The sequence below is a fragment of the Massilia sp. HP4 genome (genome assembly GCF_005222695.1).
GTDB lineage: Bacteria > Pseudomonadota > Gammaproteobacteria > Burkholderiales > Burkholderiaceae_D > Telluria.
Window position 1 is genome coordinate 25,177 of record NZ_STGG01000064.1, and the last position, 17,221, is coordinate 42,397.

The following is a 17,221-nucleotide window of genomic DNA, read 5'->3' on the forward strand; positions in this document are numbered from 1 at the left end:
TTTTCCTTATGTGTTTCCCGTATTACTTGCCTTGGGCGGCAGTGCCGGTGGCCGCGCTGGCAACGCGTGCGGCCGGCATGTCGACTTTTTGCCCATCCTTCAGGTTCGAGGTCGGGGCGCGCAGCACGATGTCGCCGGCGGCCAGGCCCTGCTTGACTTCGAGGTTGCCCGTGCGCGGGTCGCGCGCGCCGACCACCAGGTTGACCTTGGACAGCGTCTTGTCCTTGATGCGCCAGGTGTGGCTGCTGTCGCCGACGCGCACCAGCGCCGATTCGGGCAGCATCAGGGCGTCGGTGGCCGAGGCGTCGACCCGGCCTTCGGCGTACAGGCCGGCCACGCGCGGCTGCGACTTATCGGCAAAACCGACCAGCACTTCCACCTGCCGGGTGACCGGGTTCGCTGCGGGGTCGATACGCTTGACAACGCCGGCGAACTGCTGTTCGCCATAGCCGTTGACGCGGAAGTTGACCTTCTGGCCGACCTTGACGGTGCTGACCGAGTCGGCCGACACCGCGCCTTCGAAGCGCATGCTGGTCGGATCGATGACTTTCACCAGCTCCTTGCCGATGGTGGCGGTGTCGCCGTTGGACACCTTGCGCTCGGAGACGATGCCGTCGAACGGCGCGCGCACCGTGGTGCGGGCCAGTTGCTGGCGCGCAGTGGCGACCCGGCTCTTCGACGCCGACAGCTCGCTCAGGGCGTTGTTGCGCGCCATCTCGGCGTCGTCCAGGGCCTTGGCCGAGGTCATGCCCGAGGCGGTCAGGGTCTTGAGGCGCTCGAGCTGGCGGTTGGCCTGCTCTAGCGCCAGGGTGGCGGCGCGCTGCGCATCCTCGGCCGAGGTCAGGGTGTCGCGGATCGAGGTTTCATCGAGGCGCACCAGCACGTCGCCGCGCTTGACCGGCTCGCCGTTCTCCTTCAGCACCTGCAGCACGATGGCGGACACCTCGGCGCGCAAGTCGGCGCGGCGCTCTGGCTGGATCGAGCCGGTGATCACCGGGCCCGACGAGATCGAATCGCTCTGGATCGTCAATACATCCTCGGGCGCCACGGTCAACTGCGTCGGCTTGTTGTCCTTGGCCTGTCCAGGCGCCTTGGCGGCGTCCTTGCCGCAGGCGACGAGGCTCGTTGCGATGGCTAGAACGAGGAGGGATTTGCGCAGCATAGTGATTCTCCAGAGTGGGACTTGATCGTTTTTATAAAAATGAGAATGGATACTCAGCGCGCAGTATTCAGGAGGGCCTCGATAGCGTCAATTGACGAACCTGTATAACGCCGAATTCGATGGATGAACTGCGTTTTTTGGCGATGAGCTGCATTCCAGCCCGGATGAAATGCAGCCAAAAACGGACAGCCGGACGTCCGGGATACGGACGCCAGCTGTATGTACATGCTAGATACCGCCCAGCAGGGCATTGATCAGGAAGCCCATGCCGATGCCGGTCACGACGCCGCCGGCGATCTCGACCTTGGTATGGCCCATGCGTTCGCGCAGGATCACGTAGTCGGCCTTGCCGTCGTGCAGGCGGTTGAGCGAGACCGCGTGGCGGCCCACGTGCTGGCGCAGGCTGTTGGCGTCGATCATGACGACGAAGGCCAGCGCGCAGGCGACGCCGAAGGCCGGATCGCCCATGCCTTCGCGCAGCGCGATCAGGGTGGCCATGCTCGACACGACCGCACTATGGTTGCTGGGAAAGCCGCCATTGCCGACCAGGTCGAAGGCCCAGCGCCGCAGGCGGACGCTCGAAATGAGAAACTTGATCGGGCCGACCACCATCCAGGTCAGCACCGGCGTCACGAGGTAGATAATTTCCATGATGTCTTATAGGTGAAAATGCTGGGCGGAATTATCTCAGAAGCAAGGCGCGGCGGGCGACTTTTGGGACGGACGCAACAAGCCCGGAAACGGTAATATTGACGCAACGAGTCAATACAGACAAGAGGTATGTATGCGCCATTTCCGCTGGTCGTTCATCGTCACGGCAGTCCTGATGGCCCTCGCCGGCTGGTGGGGCTACGAGCACCGGGGCTGGCCCGGCCTGCTGCAGGCCCTGTGGATCACCGCCATCCTGGGCGTACTCGAAGTGTCGCTTTCTTTCGACAATGCCGTCGTCAACGCCTCGGTGTTAAAGCACTGGAACGAATTCTGGCGCAAGCTGTTCCTGACCGTCGGCATCCTGGTCGCGGTGTTCGGCATGCGCCTGCTGTTCCCGCTGGTGATCGTGGCCGCCGCCACCGGCCTGGGCCTGTTCGACGTCTGGCATATGGCGATCGACAACCCGAATGAATACTCGCGCCACCTGACCGAGCACCACGCCGAGGTCGCGGCCTTCGGCGGCGCCTTCCTGCTGCTGGTGTTCCTCAACTTTTTATTTGACGAAGAAAAGGAACTGCACTGGTTCAGCTGGTTCGAAGAGAAAGTAGGCAAATACGGCACCGAGGGGCTGGCCGTGCTGCTCACCCTGCTCGGCGTGATCGGCGCCATGAGCCTGATGCCCGAAGTGCGCAAGCTGGCGGTGCTGATCGCCGGCGTGACCGGGGTGCTGATCTATATCGCGGTCAAGTGGCTCAGCAGCCTGCTCGAAGAGAAGGAACAAGATCCATCCGTCGGCGCCATGATCTCGCAGGGCAGCATCGGCGGCTTTTTATATCTCGAGGTGCTGGACGCCTCGTTCAGCTTCGACGGCGTGATCGGGGCCTTCGCCATCACCAACGACGTCGTCATCATCATGCTGGGCCTGGCGATCGGCGCCATGTTCGTGCGGTCGATGACCGTGTTCCTTGTTTATAAAGGGACGTTGCAGGAGTTCGTCTATCTCGAGCATGGCGCGCATTATGCGATCGGCATCCTGGCCCTGATCATGTTCGCCAGCGTGCACTACCACATACCGGAATGGTTTACCGGGCTGTCGGGGCTGGCCTTCATCCTGGTGTCGCTATGGTCGTCCATACGCTACCGCAGGAAGATCGCGGCCCAGGAGGCGGCCACGGCGGCGCGGACGGGCTGAATCGGCGGCCGCTGAGAATTGCGGTTTGCGATTACGGCAAGGCATGGCAGAATGGGCGCGCATCGCTCAAGCGCTGCAAGAATGACAACCTTGCCAACTTTCTTTTTTGATCGCCCTGCCCGACCATGCCCAAAGCCCGTTCTTCCGCCATCCTGCTGTCCGTCATCGCTGTCGTGGCGGTGCTTGGTTCCCTGTATACCTGGTTCACCCTGACCTGGGCCTATTCCGAGGGCGACCGCGCCGGCTACCTGCAGACCTTCTCCAAGAAAGGCTGGCTGTGCAAGACCTGGGAAGGCGAGATTCTCTTGTCGAGCATGCCGGGGGCGATTCCCGAACGGTTCGCGTTCACCGTACGCGATGAGACGGTCGTGCAGCAACTGAACAGCAATATCGGCCGCCGCGTGCAGATCTCGTACGAGCAGCACAAGGGCGTGCCGACCAGCTGCTTCGGGGATACCGAATATTTCGTGAAGCGCGCGGTTACCGGGCCGGTGGATCCGGTGTCGCCGAGCCAGGCGGTAGGGTCGGCGGGTTCCCCGCCGACGCGGTGATCGTTTGCGGCGAGATCATCCGGCACGACATCGGCGCCGATAACAATCGACGAGTCGGCGGCGGAGCCGCCAACCCTACTTGTCGCGGTCCAGGTCTCGCTGAGCGGCAATCACTTCCGCCAGCCTCGCCGCCGCCTGCGCGGCCGAGGTATCGGCGGCCCGGGCCTGCGACTGCTTGAACCGCCCCAGCACCTCGCGCGTCAGGTCGGCCGACACCGACCGTTGGCCGGCCTCCACCTTGCGCTCGCCGATGACGCGCTCGGTCGCGGCCAGCTCGGCGGCCTGCTCGTCCTGGCGCTTGCTCTCCAAATTGACCAGGTGCTTGCGCGCATCGGCCATCTGCAGGGTGGCGTGCGCCGCCTTGCGCTGCATCTCGGCGTGGGCCTGGGCGTGTTCGAGCAAGGCGCGCTGGGCTTCGCGTTTTTCCACCGCCGACTGCACCGCCGCCTGCTCGACCAGCTCGCGTTCGCGCGCCAGGCGGGCCTGCGCTTCCTCGGCCTCGGCGCGCGCTTCGGCGGCTTCGGCAGCGGCATGTTCCGACGCCAGCCGCGCCGCCTGCGCTTCATTGGCGCGGGCGTCGGCCGCTGCCTGCGCGCGCTGGGCGGCCAGCTTGCGCTCGACCAGGGCCAGCGATTCGCGCGCGGCCTGGGTGGCTTCGCGCTCGGCGCCGATCGCCTGCTCGGTCAGCGTCACCTGCTGGCGCTCGACCTCGGTGCGCTCGACCTGGGCCTCGGCCAGCTCTTGCGCGCGGCGCGCATGTGCCTGCTGGGCGTCGCGGGTCGACTCGGCCTGCGCCGCTTCTTCGGACACGGCATCGGCCTGGGCCTGCTGCGCCTCGAAGGCCGCACGCTGGGCTTCTTCCAGCCGCCGCTCGGCCTGGGCCTTGGCGGCCAGCGCCGCCGCCGCGGCGGCTTCGGCTTCGCTGCGCGCCTGGGCGGCCAGCAGCAATTCGCGCTCGGCCGCCACTTTTTTCTGGAGCTGGGCCAGGGCCTCGGTCTCGGCCGCCACCCGCTCGCGCTCGGTCTGGGCCAGGCGTTCGGTCTCTTGCCGCTTTTGTTCGGCCAGTTGCGCCGCCTGGCGCTGCAGTTCGACCAGTTCGGCCTCGAACGCCACCGCCTCGGCCTCGTCGGCATTGCGCGCGGCCTGGACCTCGGCCGCGGCCAGTGACAGGGCTGCTTTTTCTTCGGCCAGGGCCTGCTCGCGGCGGTGTTCCTCGGCCTCGCGCTGGGCCGCGGCCACCGCCGCCTCGTCGGCGGCGCGGCGCGCACGCGCGTCCAGCGCCATCTCGGCCTCGGCCTCCAGACGGGCTTGCACCTGTTCGTCCGCCTCCTCTTCTGCGCGGGCGCGGTCGTCGGCCACCAGGCGCAGCTTGCGGTCGGTCTCGATCCGGGCCTCGGTCGCGGCCAGGATGCGGGTCTCGGCTTCGCGCCGCGCCTCGGCGCTGGCGGCCGCCATCTGTTCCAGCCGCTCGCGGTGGGTGGCGGCGTCGCGCAACTCTTTCTCGGTCTGCAGGCGCATGCGCAGCGACTGGGCCGCGACCCGCTCGGATTCGGCCTGGGCCTGGGCGATCGCCTCGCGTTCCTGCTCGATGTGGGCAAAGGCGCGCGCCTCTTCCAGCGCCCGCGCCTCGGCCGCCGCGCGCGCGAAAGCCGAGGCCAGCGCCACCTGGTCGGCGCGCTCGCGCTCTTGCGTCAGTTCGAGCGCCTCGGCCTCGGCCTGGGCCAGCTTTTCGGCGGTCTGGCGCGCGGCCTTTTCGGCGCGCTCGCGCTCGCGCGCCAAGATCGCGATGCGGGCGTCGGCGCTGGCGTTGTGCAGCACCTCCTCTTTGGCCGCCTCGACCGCCGCCATGCGTTCGGCCGCCTGCAGGCGCGCCTGTTCGGTGTGTACCACCAGCTCGTCGGCGGCGCGCGCCGCCTTGGCCGACAATTCGGCCTCGGCTTCCATCTGCGCCGCGGCGCGGCGGCGCGCTTCTTCTTCGGAACGCGAACGGGCCTCGGTCGCCAGCCGGATCTCGGTATCGCTCTTGACCCGTGCGCGCAACTCGGCGGTTTCTTGCCGGATCGCTTCCAGCCGCTCGCCCGAGGCCTTGGCCGCGGCGCGCAGCGACTCCAGGCGGTCGCGGTTGGCCACGATCGCGTCTTCGGAAGCCTGGGAATTGGCCAGCGCCGCGGCTGCGGCAGCGGCATCGATCGCGGCGCGCTCGTCGGCCAGCGTCCGGGCCCGCGATTCGGCGGTCTGGCGGTTTTCAAAGGCGACATTCGCCTTGGCCTCGGCTTCCACGCGCGCAATCGCCTCCTGGATTTCGTGCATCTCGAGCGGCTTGCGGGGCGCGGGGGCCTTTGGCATGGGCTCGGGGGCGGCCGGTTCAGGGGCGGATGGCGCGCCCGGCGTCAGGCCGGCGGCCTGCGTCAGGTCGATCGAGAAGTCGGCGTCGTCTTGCTTGGCTGGGTTTTGTTCCATGCGAGGTCTCAATGGCGGCGGTCGCTTCGATTATCCGGCAAAACCGCGCCGACCGCTACGCGGAACTGGGGGGCAATATTGGCTCAACTCATCCATTCGATCAGGTTCAAGGTTCGGCTTCAAACCGGCCACAGCGGCGGCTCGTCCATCAGCGCCACCTGTTCGCGCAATTCGAGGATCCGGTCCTGCCAGTAGCGCTGGGTATTAAACCAGGGGAAGGCGGCCGGGAAGGCAGGATCGTCCCAGCGCATCGCCAGCCACGCCGCATAATGGATCAGGCGCAGGGTGCGCAGGGCCTCGACCAGGTAAAGCTGGCGCGGGTGGAATTCGCAGAAATCCTCGTAGCCGGCCAGCACATCGCCCATCTGGTGCACCATCTCGTGGCGCTCGCCCGAGAGCAGCATCCACAAGTCCTGCACCGCCGGGCCCATGCGGCTGTCGTCGAAGTCGACGAAATGGGGGCCGTCGGGCGTCCACAGCACATTGCCCCCATGGCAGTCGCCGTGCAGGCGCAACAACGGCAGCTTGCCGGCCCGCTCGTAGCAGCGCGCCACGCCATCGAGCGCCTGCTCGACCACGCTCGACCAGGCCGCCATCAGCTCGGGCGGCACGAAATCGTGGCTGCGCAGCCAATCGTAGGGCTGGCGGCCGAAGGTGAGCGGATCGAGCGCCGGGCGGTGTTCGTAGGCCTTGACGGCTCCCTGCGCATGGATGCGGCCGATGAAGCGGCCGATCCATTCCAGCACCGCCGGGTCGCCCAGCTCGGGCGCGCGGCCGCCGCGGCTGGGGAAGACGGCAAACCGGAAACCCTCGAAGGCGTGCAGTGTCCTGCCGTCGATGGCCAGGGCCGGCACCACCGGGATTTCCCGCTCGACCAGCTCGGCGACGAAGCCGTGCTCCTCGAGGATGGCGGCCTCGCTCCAGCGCTGCGGGCGGTAGAACTTGACCACCACCGGCCCGCCCTCCTCGCGCCCCACGTGATAGACCCGGTTCTCGTAGCTGTTCAGCGCCAGCAGGCGGCCGTCGCCGTGCATGCCGACGCTGTCGAGCGCATCGAGCACCAGGGCGGGATCGAGGCGGGAAAAGGGGTGGTCGGGCGTGTCGTCGCCGGTGGTCAGGTTATCCATGTGTGCATTGTACGGCGGCGCACGGCGAAGCGGGAATGTCCCGGATCCGGCTGCAGGCGAGCTGAACAAGGCGCTCCACGCCAGGCGCTGATTTTTCGTGCCGCCCGGCGGCGCAGGCGTTACACTGGCGCCTTTACGCACAACCGGCGCGCGCGCCACCCATTAGATACTCCCATGCATCTCGAACAACCCCTCTCCGAAAAAGAATTCGACGAACTCGACCAGTTCCTCCTGTCCGACCGTTGCTCCGACGCCGCGATGACGATGGACACCCTGCACGGCTACCTGACCGCGATCGCGATCGGTCCGGAAACCATCATGCCGGCCGAATGGCTGCCGCTGGTGTGGGGCCAGGACGAGGCGGATGCGCCGAAGTGGAAGAACAAGCGCGAAGAAGAAAAGATCATCAACCTGATCATGCGCTTCATGAACGAAGTCTTGATCACCTTCGAAGTCTCGCCGAAGGAATTCGAGCCGCTGTTCGTCGAACATGAGTTCGAAGGCAAGACCCTGATCGATCCGGAAGCCTGGTGCTGGGGCTTCTGGGAAGGGGTCGAATTGCGTGCCGATTCCTGGGAGCGGATCTGGAGCTCGGACGTGGCCGAACTGATCCGCCCGGTCTACCTGCTCGGCGCCGACGAGATCGAGGAAGAAGAGCTGGCCCTGGTCGACAATCCGCACAAGATCCACGCGCTGGCGCTGGAGATCGAAGCCAATATCCCGGCGCTGTACCGCTACTGGCTGCCGCTGCGCAAGGCCGCGGTCGAGACCGTGGTGCGCGAGGAGCCGAAGGTCGGGCGTAACGACGATTGCCCATGCGGCAGCGGCAAGAAGTACAAGAAGTGCTGCGGAGCTGAAACCGCGTGATGCTGACGGTTGGCGGCCCTGCCGCCAACCGTACCTCGAGCCTGGGCGCGTTCTACCGGATCAAGCCACCATCTCCGCCCTGTGCAAGGCGTCGAGTACTTCGACCGGCCCCGCCATGCCCAGCAACATCCCCGAGGCATCGACCACCGGCACCCGCGCCAGGCCATGACGCCTTGACAATCCGACAGCGACCGTCGCCGGCTGCGCGGCCTGCACCGCGATCCCGGTCATCATGAGGTCGGCGACCCGCTCCGCCTCTTTCCTGCTCCCCGATATACCGAAGACGCCGAGCGCCCGCACGCCCAGGCTGCGCGCTTCGAGTTCGGCCGCGGCCCCCAGCAGGCCCTTGAGTGCCAGCACGCCGAGCAGCCGCCCTGCGTCGTCCACCACCGGCAACGATGGCAGGCCATGCCTGAGCAGGATGGCGCGCGCCGTCCCCAGCGGCATGTCGGGCGCCAGGCGCGCCAGCGGAGGCACCACCACGTCGCGCGCATGCAGCGCGCGCGCACGACGCTCGGCCGCGTGGTGCTCGGCATCGTTGACGATCACGGCCAGGTCGTCGCGCGAGACGTCGAGCGCTTCGCCGAAGTGTTCCAGCGCGGCGTCGATGTCCTCTGCCGCCACGGCGGACGGCTCCGCGGCAGACGACGGGGCCGGTTTGTGCACATGGTGGGCACCGGTGATGCGGTTGTAGAGCAGCGCCGCCAGCACCAGCAGCACCGTGTTCAAGCCGACCGGCGCCAGTGCGAACGCGAAGCCGGCCTCGTGCACCGCCGGCCCGCCCAGCACCGCCGTCATGGCCACCGCCCCGCCGGGCGGATGCAGGCAGCGCAGCAGGAACATCATGGCGATCGACAGGCCGCCGGCCAAGGGCGCGGCGAACAAGGGATCGGGCAGCAGCTGGACACAGGCAATGCCGACCAGGGCCGACACCACATTGCCCCCGATGACGGGCCAGGGTTGCGCGAGGGGACTGGCGGGCACGCAGAATAGCAGCACGGCCGACGCCGCCATGGGAGCGACCAGCCAGGCGACATGGGCGCCGGGCGCGCTCCAGGCCAGCACGACCTGGCTCAGGACGCCGGACAGCATCAGGCCGAACAAGGCGCCGAACGCGGCCCGCGCCTGGCCGATCGGTGGCAAGGCGACCGGGTGCGGCCGCCGCAGGATGGAAAGAAGTAAAGGTGGCATTGCACCAAGGTTGAGCGCAAAGAGTGTTATTACAGCATATTTGCACAGAACAGGTGCGGCGCCACCCAAAAATGGTGCGAAAAACCAAATAAGAGGCTAATCAGATACTGGAATTACCCTTTTCGCAACACCTTCCTTCGTCATGACCACCGGCTTGATCGTGCCATCCGGATTAAAGTACAGGTGCTCGATGGCCGTTTCGCGGTGGTGGCCATCCTTGTCGCCCAGGGGCCGGCGATGATAGGCGATGTACCAGTCGTCGGTGCCGGGAATATTGGCCACCGAGTGATGCCCGGCGCCGTTGGCGATGGTCGTGTCCTGCTGCAGGATGGTGCCGATGCGCTTGAACGGGCCGAACGGCGACTTGCTCATCGCATACGCGACCCGGTAGTCGGGGCGCGTCCATCCGCCTTCCGACCACATGAAGTAATACACGCCATTGCGCTTGGCCATGAACGAACCCTCCACATAGGCCGGGTCGGGCGTGATCTCCTTGTAGGTAGTGCCATCGGGGAACGGCACGACGCTCAGCAGGTCGGGCGCCAGCTTGACCACGTTGGCGTGCTTCCAGCCCCCGTAATACATATACACCTGGCCGTCGTCGTCCTTGAACACCATCTGGTCGATCGGCTGGGCGCCGTTGTGGATCTTGTCGATCAGCGGCCGGCCCAGCGCATCCTTGAACGGGCCTTCGGGACGGTCGCTGACCGCCACGCCGATGCCGCCCAGCTGGCCGTTGGCCTTGATGTCGTTGGCGCCGAAGAACAGGTAGTACTTGCCGTTGTGCTCGATGGCGGATGGGGCCCATACCGCGTACGCGGCCCACGACACGTTTTCGACGTCGAGCACGTGAGGGTGCCTGGTCCAGTTGACCAGGTCGGTCGACGAGAAAGCGTCGAGGAAGGTCTGCTTGAGGTAGGGCTCCCAGATCAGGTCGGACTTGGCGCGCATCGCTTGCTGCTCGGGGGTAAAGCCGCGCGATTGGCGAGGGGCGCCATAGTGGTCCGAATAGGTCGGGTAGATCCAGTAGGTGTTGCCGTAGATGCGGATTTCGGGGTCGGCGTACCAGCCGGGGACGATCGGGTTGGCGGCCTGCAGCGGCATGGCCCAGGCGATCGATACGGCCAGCGCGAGCGATCGGGCGATGATGGATGGCGTCTTTTTCATGTCCTTATTACAGCACATGCTCGAACCAGCGCCAATCACGAAGAGCATCTCATGCCGTCGTTTAGTGCCTGGAGAAAAACGTTACCGGAGAAGAGCAGCGCAGCCGATTGACGCCGGCTAGCCGATCGACAGCAGCCGATCGGCCGTTCCGGCACTTCCGCGCACGCCATCGAGCACCCGCAGCAGCACGTCGACATTGACCGGCTTGACCAGGTAATGCGCAAAGCCGGCGGCCAGCGCGGCGTCGCGGTCCTGCTGCTGGCCGTAGCCGGTGATCGCGACCAGCACCGCGCCGCTGGTGGCCGGGTCGGCCTTCAGGCGGCGCGCCAGTTCGCGGCCGTCGATCTCGGGCAGGCCGATGTCGAGCAGGCAAATGTCTGGCCGCATGCCGCGCGCGCGTTCGAGCGCCGGCAGCGACGCGTGCTCGATCGCCACCTCGTGGCCCTGGGCCGAGAGCAGCAGGCCCAGCGTCTCGGCGGCGTCATGGTTGTCGTCCACCACCAGCACCCGCAGCGGCGCCGCGCCGCCCGTGACCGGGACGGCCGGCTCGGGCGCCGCCGCTTCTTCTTGCAGCAGCGGCAGGCTGATCACGAAAGTGCTGCCCTTGCCCAGGCCCGGGCTGGAACAGCCGACCGTGCCGCCATGCAGCTCGACCAGGTGCTTGACCAGGGCCAGTCCCAGCCCAAGGCCGCCCTGCGAGCGGTCGGACGAGCGCTCGGCCTGGGTGAACAGGTCGAATACACGGCCGGTGAGTTCGCGGTCCATGCCGATGCCCTCGTCGCGCACGCTCAGCACCAGGCGCGTGCCCAGCACTTCGGCGCGCAGGTCGATGCCGCGCCCGGGGGGCGTGTACTTAGCGGCATTGCCCAGCACATTGGCCACTACCTGCACCAGGCGCGCCTTGTCGCCGCGCACCGCGGCGGAGTCTGGCGGCAGGCGCACCCCGAGCTGTTGCGAGCGGGCGTCGATCGTCGGCCGCACCTGCTCGACCGCTTCTTCAACCACGCCACGCGCCGCCACCCGCGCCTGGCCCAGGGTGATCAGGCCGCGCGTGACGCGCGACACGTCGAGCAGGTCATCCACCAGGCGCGTCATGTGGCGCACCTGGCGCCCGATGATGGTGCTGCTCTGGTGTACCCGGCGCTCGTCCATATTGCCCAGCCTGAGCAGCTCGGCGGCGGCGCTGATCGGCGCCAGCGGGTTGCGCAACTCGTGCGCCAGCATGGCCAGGAATTCGTCCTTGCGGCGGTCGGCGTCCATCAGCTTTTCTTCGGCCAGCTTGCGGTCGGTGATGTCGCGGAAGAAGCTGGCGATGCCGCCGTCCTGGGTCGGATAGGCGCGGATATCGGTCCAGATGCGGCGCCCGTCCGGGAACACGTGGCATTGCTCGGCGGCGCCGGCGCGGCGCGTGTCCATCACGCGGTGGTACATGCGGCCGGCCTCGCTGTCGGCCATGGCGGTAAACACTTCCCAGTGGTTGCGGCCGATCACCTCTTCGCGCGTGACGGCGCAGATGCGCAGTCCCTCGGCATTCATGCGCTGCATGATCCAGTTGCGGTCGAACAGGGCGAAGCCTTCGGAGATATTGTCGAAGATGTCGCGGCTGCGGTCGCGTTCTTCGCGCAAGGCCGCCTGGGCGCGTGCGGTCTCGGCCGCGGCCCAGGTGCGCTCGGCCACGTCGCGCGCGAGCTGGACGTCGTATTCGCTCCACGAGCGCGGCGTCGGGGTGTCGACGCCGAGGCAGGCGGTCAGGCGCCCGGACTTCACGATCGGCACCACCAGCACTGCGCCGACCCGGTCGTCGATTCCGCTGGCACGCAAGTGCGCGGTGCGGGGGTCGTTTGCGGCATCGTGAATCCGCACTACCGCGCCGCCTCCCAGCTCGGCGACGATGGCGGGACTGAAATCGGAGAGCGGCATGCCCGACGCCAACCGCACCGTCCCTTCCGATGCCCACAAGCGCGGCACCTCGAGGCGTCCGCTGAACGGATCGATCTCGGCATACAGTACGCGCCCGGCGCCGAGCTCGACACCCAGCAAGGCGCTGGCGGTCGCGATGACCTCGCCCGGGTCTTCCAGCGGCGCCAATGCGTCCGATACTTTCAACTGGAACGCGGCGCGACGCGCGGCCAGCACGTGGCCCGTGGTCTCCATGACGGTACAGGTCAGTCCTGCGACTTCGCCGCGGGCATCATGCAACGGTGCATACGAGAAGGTGAACCAGGCGCGCTCGGGATAGCCGTTACGCAGAAGATTGAGCTCCATATCCTGGAGGAAGACCGAATTGCCCGCCAGCGTGCGTTCGATCAGGTGCGACAACTCGGGCATGACTTCCGCCCACAGCTGCGCAAACGGCATCGCAGGCACGGCCGGATGGCGCGCGCCGAGGATCGGTATATAGGCGTCGTTGTGCAGGAATGCGAGCTGCGGTCCCCAGGCGATGAACATCGGGAACGACGAGTGCAGCATCATGTCGACCGCCGTACGCAGGGACGGCGGCCAGCCCTCCGGTGGGCCGAGCAGTGACATATGCCAGTCGTGAGCGCGCAGGCGTGCGGCAGTCTGGCTGTCACCCAGGAAAGCGGTATGCGTGAACGGGACCATACTGGTCATTCTCGCATACCTTCTTGTCAATACAATGCAGTTTTTATGCTGCTTTTACTGAATTATTTCTGGATAAAGTGCTCGCGATAATAGCGCAGCTCTTCGATCGATTCGGTGATGTCGGCCAGGGCCGTGTGCTTCTGGTGCTTCTTGAAGCCGCTCGCAAGTTCAGGCTTCCAGCGGCGGCACAATTCCTTCAGCGTCGACACGTCGAGGTTGCGGTAATGGAAGAAGGCTTCCAGCTTCGGCATGCCGCGCGCCATGAAACGGCGGTCCTGGCAGATCGAATTGCCGCACATCGGCGATTTGTTCGACGGTACGTATTTCTTGAGGAAGGCGATCAATTCCTGCTCGGCCTGCGCTTCGGTGACGGTGGACGCTTTCACGCGGTCGATCAGGCCCGACTTGCCGTGAGTGCCCTTGTTCCAGTTGTCCATCTTGTCCAGCGTGGCGTCCGACTGGTGGATGGCGAACACCGGGCCTTCGGCGATGATGTTCAGCTCGGGGTCGGTGACCACGACCGCCACCTCGATGATGCGGTCGTTGTCCGGGTCCAGGCCGGTCATTTCCATGTCGACCCAGACCAGGTTGAACTCGTTCGGACGCTGCGCGCCGGCAGACTCGGTAGTTGGTGTAGCTTGTGACATAATTCTCTCTTTGCCTAGGCGTGTTTTACTTTAATCCTGCATTTTCTCACAGGCACAGAATGTCTTCATTCGGGTTCTCGGTTTTGTTCGTCGTTTTCTTCGTGCTGACCATGGCGCTGCGCACCTGGCTGGCCGCGCGCCATATCCGGCACATCGCGCGCCATCGCGCCAGCGTGCCGGCCGAGTTTGCACCAAAGGTGCCGCTGGCGGCGCACCAGAAAGCGGCCGACTATACCGTCGCCAAGACCCGTCTCGGCTTGGTCGGCATGCTGTGGGGCGGCGCGGTCCTGATCGGCTTTACCCTGCTGGGCGGCCTGCAGCTGCTGTCGCTGGCGATCCTGCCGCTCACCGGCCCGGGCCTGTGGCACCAGATGGCGCTGGTGGTGGCCTTCGGCGTGATTTCCAGCCTGCTCGACCTGCCCCTGGACTGGTACCGCCAGTTCGTGCTCGAGCAGCGCTTCGGCTTCAACAAGATGACGCCGCGCCTGTGGTTCAGCGACCTGGCCAAGGGCACCGTGGTCGGCGCCGTCATCGGCCTGCCGCTGCTGTGGGTCGTGCTCGCGCTGATGGAACAGTCGGGCGAGCTGTGGTGGTTCTATACCTGGCTGGTGTGGAGCGGCTTCCAGCTGCTCATGATCGCGATCTACCCGAGCGTGATCGCGCCGATGTTCAACAAGTTCACCCCGCTCGAAGACGCCAGCCTCAAGCAGCGCATCGAAGGTTTGATGGCGCGCGTGGGCTTCGCTTCGCGCGGCCTGTTCGTGATGGACGGCAGCAAGCGCAGCGCCCACGGCAACGCCTATTTCTCGGGCTTCGGCCGCGCCAAGCGCATCGTGTTCTTCGACACCCTGCTGTCGCGCCTCGAACCGCAAGAGATCGAGGCCGTGCTGGCCCACGAACTGGGCCACTTCAAGCTGCGCCACATCGTCAAGCGCGTGGTCGTGATGTTCGCCATGTCGCTGGCCTTCCTGGCCCTGCTCGGCTACCTGAAGGGCCAGGCCTGGTTCTATACGGGCCTGGGCGTGCTGCCTTTCATGAACGCCTCCAATGACGGCATGGCCCTGATCCTGTTCATGTTGGTGCTGCCGGTGTTTACCTTCCCGCTGGCGCCGCTGTCCTCGATCACCTCGCGCAAGCACGAATTCGAGGCCGACGCCTTCGCCGCCAAGCATACCGATTACCGCGACCTGGTGTCGGCCCTGGTCAAGATGTACGAGGATAACGCCTCGACCCTGACGCCAGACCCGCTGCACTCGGCCTTCTACGATTCGCATCCGCCGGCCTCGGTGCGCGTGAAACACCTGACGATGGCGGGCGCATGAAGCTCGAGCACCGCGACTGCCTCCACCACGCCAGGGCGCTCGATCCCTGGGCGATCGATGCCTTGTTGAACGACGTCCCTGGCTGGACCGCGATCGACGGCATCCTGTACCGCGAATTCCGGCTGCCGGATTATCGCGCCACCATCGCCTTCGTCAATGCGGTGGCGCAGGTCGCCCAAGCGCAGGACCACCATCCCGAACTGACGGTCGGCCATGCCACCTGCCGCGTCACCTGGAGCACCCATTCGGCCGGCGGCGCATTGACCGAAAACGATTTTATCTGCGCCGCGAAAGTGAATGCGCTTTACCTTGGACTGACCAGCGCATGAGCGACAAGAACCCCGGACTGACCGGCACCATCATCGCGGCCCACGGCCGTCACTACCTGGCCGACGTGGACGGCGAAAAGCTGCAATGCGTCACCCGCGGCAAGAAGACCAATGTGGCCGTGGGCGATGTGGTGCACCTCAAGCGCACCTCGAACGACCAGGCCGTGATCGAGAACATCGCCGATCGCAGCACCCTGCTGTACCGCTCGGACCAGTACAAATCGAAGCTGCTGGCGGCGAATATCTCGCGCCTGTTCATCGTCGTCGCCACCGAACCGGGCTTCACCGACGACCTGGTCTCGCGCGCGCTGGTGGCCTGCGAGGCGGCCGGCATCGAGCCCCATCTCATCCTGAACAAGACCGACGTTCAAGATCTGCTGCCGCGCGCGCGCGAGCGGGTCGCGCCCTACGCCGCGCTGGGCTACCCGGTGCACGAGGTGTCGGCCACCGGCCAGCCCGAGCAGACCGTGGCCACCCTGGCGCCGCTGCTGGCGGGCCATTCGTCGATCTTCATCGGCCAGTCGGGCATGGGCAAGTCGTCGATGATCAATCTGCTGGTACCGGACGCCGACATCGCGGTGCGCGAAATCTCGGCCGCCCTGGATACCGGCAAGCACACCACCACGTTTACCCGCCTGTACTGGCTGCCGGGAGCAGACGGCAAGACCGCGACGATCATCGATTCGCCCGGCTTCCAGGAATTCGGCCTGTACCACCTGACCGAAGGCATGCTCGAGCGCGCCTTCGTCGAATTCAAGCCCTACCTGGGCGGCTGCAAGTACTACAACTGCCGCCACCTGGCCGAGCCGCAATGCGCGGTGCTGGACGCGGTGGCCGAGGGCAAGATCGCGCGCATGCGGCATGAGTTGTACGCACAACTGCTGCACGAATCGGCGCAGACGCTGTATTAGTAAACCGCCGGCTTCCCTAACGGAAAGCAAAAACCCTTATAATTCAAGGGACAACAATCGAGTAGACACCACTATGCCAGGCACCACTCCGATCAAGCACTTCCTGCAATTCTCCGACTTCACGCGCGACGAGTTCGAATACGTGATCAAGCGCGCGGCGATCATCAAGCGCAAGTTCAAGGCCTATGAGGTCTACCATCCGCTGGTCGACCGCACCCTGGTGATGGTGTTCGAAAAGAGCTCGACCCGTACCCGCCTCAGCTTCGAGGCGGGCATGCACCAGCTGGGCGGCGCCGCCATCTACCTCAATACCCGCGACAGCCAGCTGGGCCGCGGCGAGCCGGTCGAAGACGCCGGCCAGGTAATGAGCCGCATGTGCGACATCATCATGGTCCGTACCTTCGGCCAGGACATCATCGAGCGCTTCGCCGCCAATTCGCGCGTGCCGGTGATTAATGGCCTGACCAACGAACACCACCCCTGCCAGGTGCTGGCCGACGTGTTCACCTTCTGGGAACACCGCGGCTCGATCGCCGGCAAGACGGTCGCCTGGATCGGCGACGCCAACAATATGCTGTACTCGTGGCTGCAGGCGGCCGAGGTATTCGGCTTCCACCTGAACGTCTCGACGCCGAAGGGCTACGAGATGGATCCGGGCCTGGTGAACACCGCGCGCTACACCCTGTTCGACAATCCGTCCGACGCCTGCGCGGGCGCGCACCTGGTCAATACCGACGTCTGGACCAGCATGGGTTACGAGAAGGAAAACGCAGAACGCCTGAAAGCCTTCGACGGCTTCATCGTCGACGAAGCCAAGATGGCGCGCGCGGCCGACGACGCCCTGTTCATGCACTGCCTGCCGGCGCACCGCGGCGAGGAAGTCTCGGCCGGCGTCATCGACGGCCCGCAATCGGTCGTCTGGGACGAAGCCGAAAACCGCCTGCACGTGCAGAAAGCCCTGATCGAGTACCTGCTGCTCGGTCGTATTGAAGATTGATTTTTTTACCCCTGAAGCTTGATCGTTGGCCGTCCATCCTGTT

At 65.9% G+C, this 17,221-nt stretch carries 15 protein-coding genes; 7 read left to right on the forward strand and 8 right to left on the reverse strand.

Annotation, left to right across the window (positions count from 1 at the left end; translation table 11 throughout):
* Nucleotides 1-22: 22 nt before the first annotated feature.
* Nucleotides 23-1,162: an efflux RND transporter periplasmic adaptor subunit gene (locus E8M83_RS22945; RefSeq protein WP_137175677.1), complete on the reverse strand. Its 1,140-nt coding sequence runs from the start codon at nt 1,160-1,162 to the stop codon at nt 23-25.
* Nucleotides 1,163-1,390: 228 nt separating this feature from the next.
* Nucleotides 1,391-1,813, reverse strand: coding sequence for a divergent PAP2 family protein (locus E8M83_RS22950; RefSeq protein ID WP_137175678.1), 423 nt, complete (start codon nt 1,811-1,813; stop codon nt 1,391-1,393).
* Between the two features lie 133 nt (nt 1,814-1,946).
* Between E8M83_RS22950 and E8M83_RS22955 the strand changes: the two genes are divergently transcribed.
* Both E8M83_RS22955 and E8M83_RS22960 read left to right on the forward strand, forming a co-directional pair.
* Nucleotides 1,947-3,005: a DUF475 domain-containing protein gene (locus E8M83_RS22955; RefSeq protein ID WP_137175679.1), complete on the forward strand. Its 1,059-nt coding sequence runs from the start codon at nt 1,947-1,949 to the stop codon at nt 3,003-3,005.
* Between the two features lie 125 nt (nt 3,006-3,130).
* The gene (locus tag E8M83_RS22960; RefSeq protein WP_137175680.1) at nt 3,131-3,556 is read left to right on the forward strand and encodes a hypothetical protein; all 426 of its coding nucleotides are present in this window, start codon (nt 3,131-3,133) and stop codon (nt 3,554-3,556) included.
* 75 nt (nt 3,557-3,631) lie between these two features.
* Here E8M83_RS22960 and E8M83_RS22965 read toward each other — a convergent pair whose 3' ends face one another.
* A complete protein-coding gene (locus E8M83_RS22965) occupies nt 3,632-6,016 on the reverse strand; it encodes a hypothetical protein (RefSeq protein ID WP_137175681.1) in 2,385 nt (794 codons plus the stop codon).
* Nucleotides 6,017-6,135: 119 nt separating this feature from the next.
* Complete coding sequence (locus E8M83_RS22970; protein WP_137175682.1) at nt 6,136-7,143, reverse strand: serine/threonine protein kinase; 1,008 nt, start codon at nt 7,141-7,143, stop codon at nt 6,136-6,138.
* A 174-nt stretch (nt 7,144-7,317) separates the two neighbouring features.
* Between E8M83_RS22970 and E8M83_RS22975 the strand changes: the two genes are divergently transcribed.
* Nucleotides 7,318-8,010 (forward strand): UPF0149 family protein, encoded by a 693-nt coding sequence (locus tag E8M83_RS22975; protein ID WP_137175683.1) that lies wholly within the window; start codon nt 7,318-7,320, stop codon nt 8,008-8,010.
* Between the two features lie 60 nt (nt 8,011-8,070).
* Here the strand turns inward: E8M83_RS22975 and E8M83_RS22980 are convergent, their stop codons facing one another.
* From E8M83_RS22980 to orn, 4 genes are all read right to left on the reverse strand, one after another.
* Nucleotides 8,071-9,201: an HPP family protein gene (locus tag E8M83_RS22980; protein ID WP_229491837.1), complete on the reverse strand. Its 1,131-nt coding sequence runs from the start codon at nt 9,199-9,201 to the stop codon at nt 8,071-8,073.
* A gap of 96 nt (nt 9,202-9,297) precedes the next feature.
* Nucleotides 9,298-10,368: a glycoside hydrolase family 43 protein gene (locus E8M83_RS22985; RefSeq protein ID WP_137175684.1), complete on the reverse strand. Its 1,071-nt coding sequence runs from the start codon at nt 10,366-10,368 to the stop codon at nt 9,298-9,300.
* Nucleotides 10,369-10,485: 117 nt separating this feature from the next.
* Nucleotides 10,486-12,981: an ATP-binding protein gene (locus E8M83_RS22990; RefSeq protein ID WP_229491838.1), complete on the reverse strand. Its 2,496-nt coding sequence runs from the start codon at nt 12,979-12,981 to the stop codon at nt 10,486-10,488.
* A 53-nt stretch (nt 12,982-13,034) separates the two neighbouring features.
* Entirely contained in the window at nt 13,035-13,619 is a 585-nt protein-coding gene (gene orn, locus E8M83_RS22995; RefSeq protein ID WP_137175685.1) for an oligoribonuclease, read from the reverse strand.
* Between the two features lie 59 nt (nt 13,620-13,678).
* On the opposite strand from orn, the gene E8M83_RS23000 reads away from it, so the two are divergent.
* The 4 genes from E8M83_RS23000 to argF all read left to right on the forward strand — a co-directional run bounded on the left by E8M83_RS23000 (nt 13,679) and on the right by argF (nt 17,178).
* Nucleotides 13,679-14,941, forward strand: coding sequence for a M48 family metallopeptidase (locus E8M83_RS23000; RefSeq protein ID WP_137175686.1), 1,263 nt, complete (start codon nt 13,679-13,681; stop codon nt 14,939-14,941).
* Nucleotides 14,938-15,270: a 4a-hydroxytetrahydrobiopterin dehydratase gene (locus E8M83_RS23005; RefSeq protein WP_137175687.1), complete on the forward strand. Its 333-nt coding sequence runs from the start codon at nt 14,938-14,940 to the stop codon at nt 15,268-15,270. The genes E8M83_RS23000 and E8M83_RS23005 overlap by 4 nt, the downstream gene beginning before the upstream one ends.
* Complete coding sequence (gene rsgA / locus E8M83_RS23010) at nt 15,267-16,181, forward strand: ribosome small subunit-dependent GTPase A (RefSeq protein ID WP_137175688.1); 915 nt, start codon at nt 15,267-15,269, stop codon at nt 16,179-16,181. The genes E8M83_RS23005 and rsgA overlap by 4 nt, the downstream gene beginning before the upstream one ends.
* 73 nt (nt 16,182-16,254) lie before the next feature.
* Nucleotides 16,255-17,178 (forward strand): ornithine carbamoyltransferase, encoded by a 924-nt coding sequence (gene argF / locus E8M83_RS23015; protein ID WP_137175689.1) that lies wholly within the window; start codon nt 16,255-16,257, stop codon nt 17,176-17,178.
* Nucleotides 17,179-17,221 lie beyond the last annotated feature (43 nt).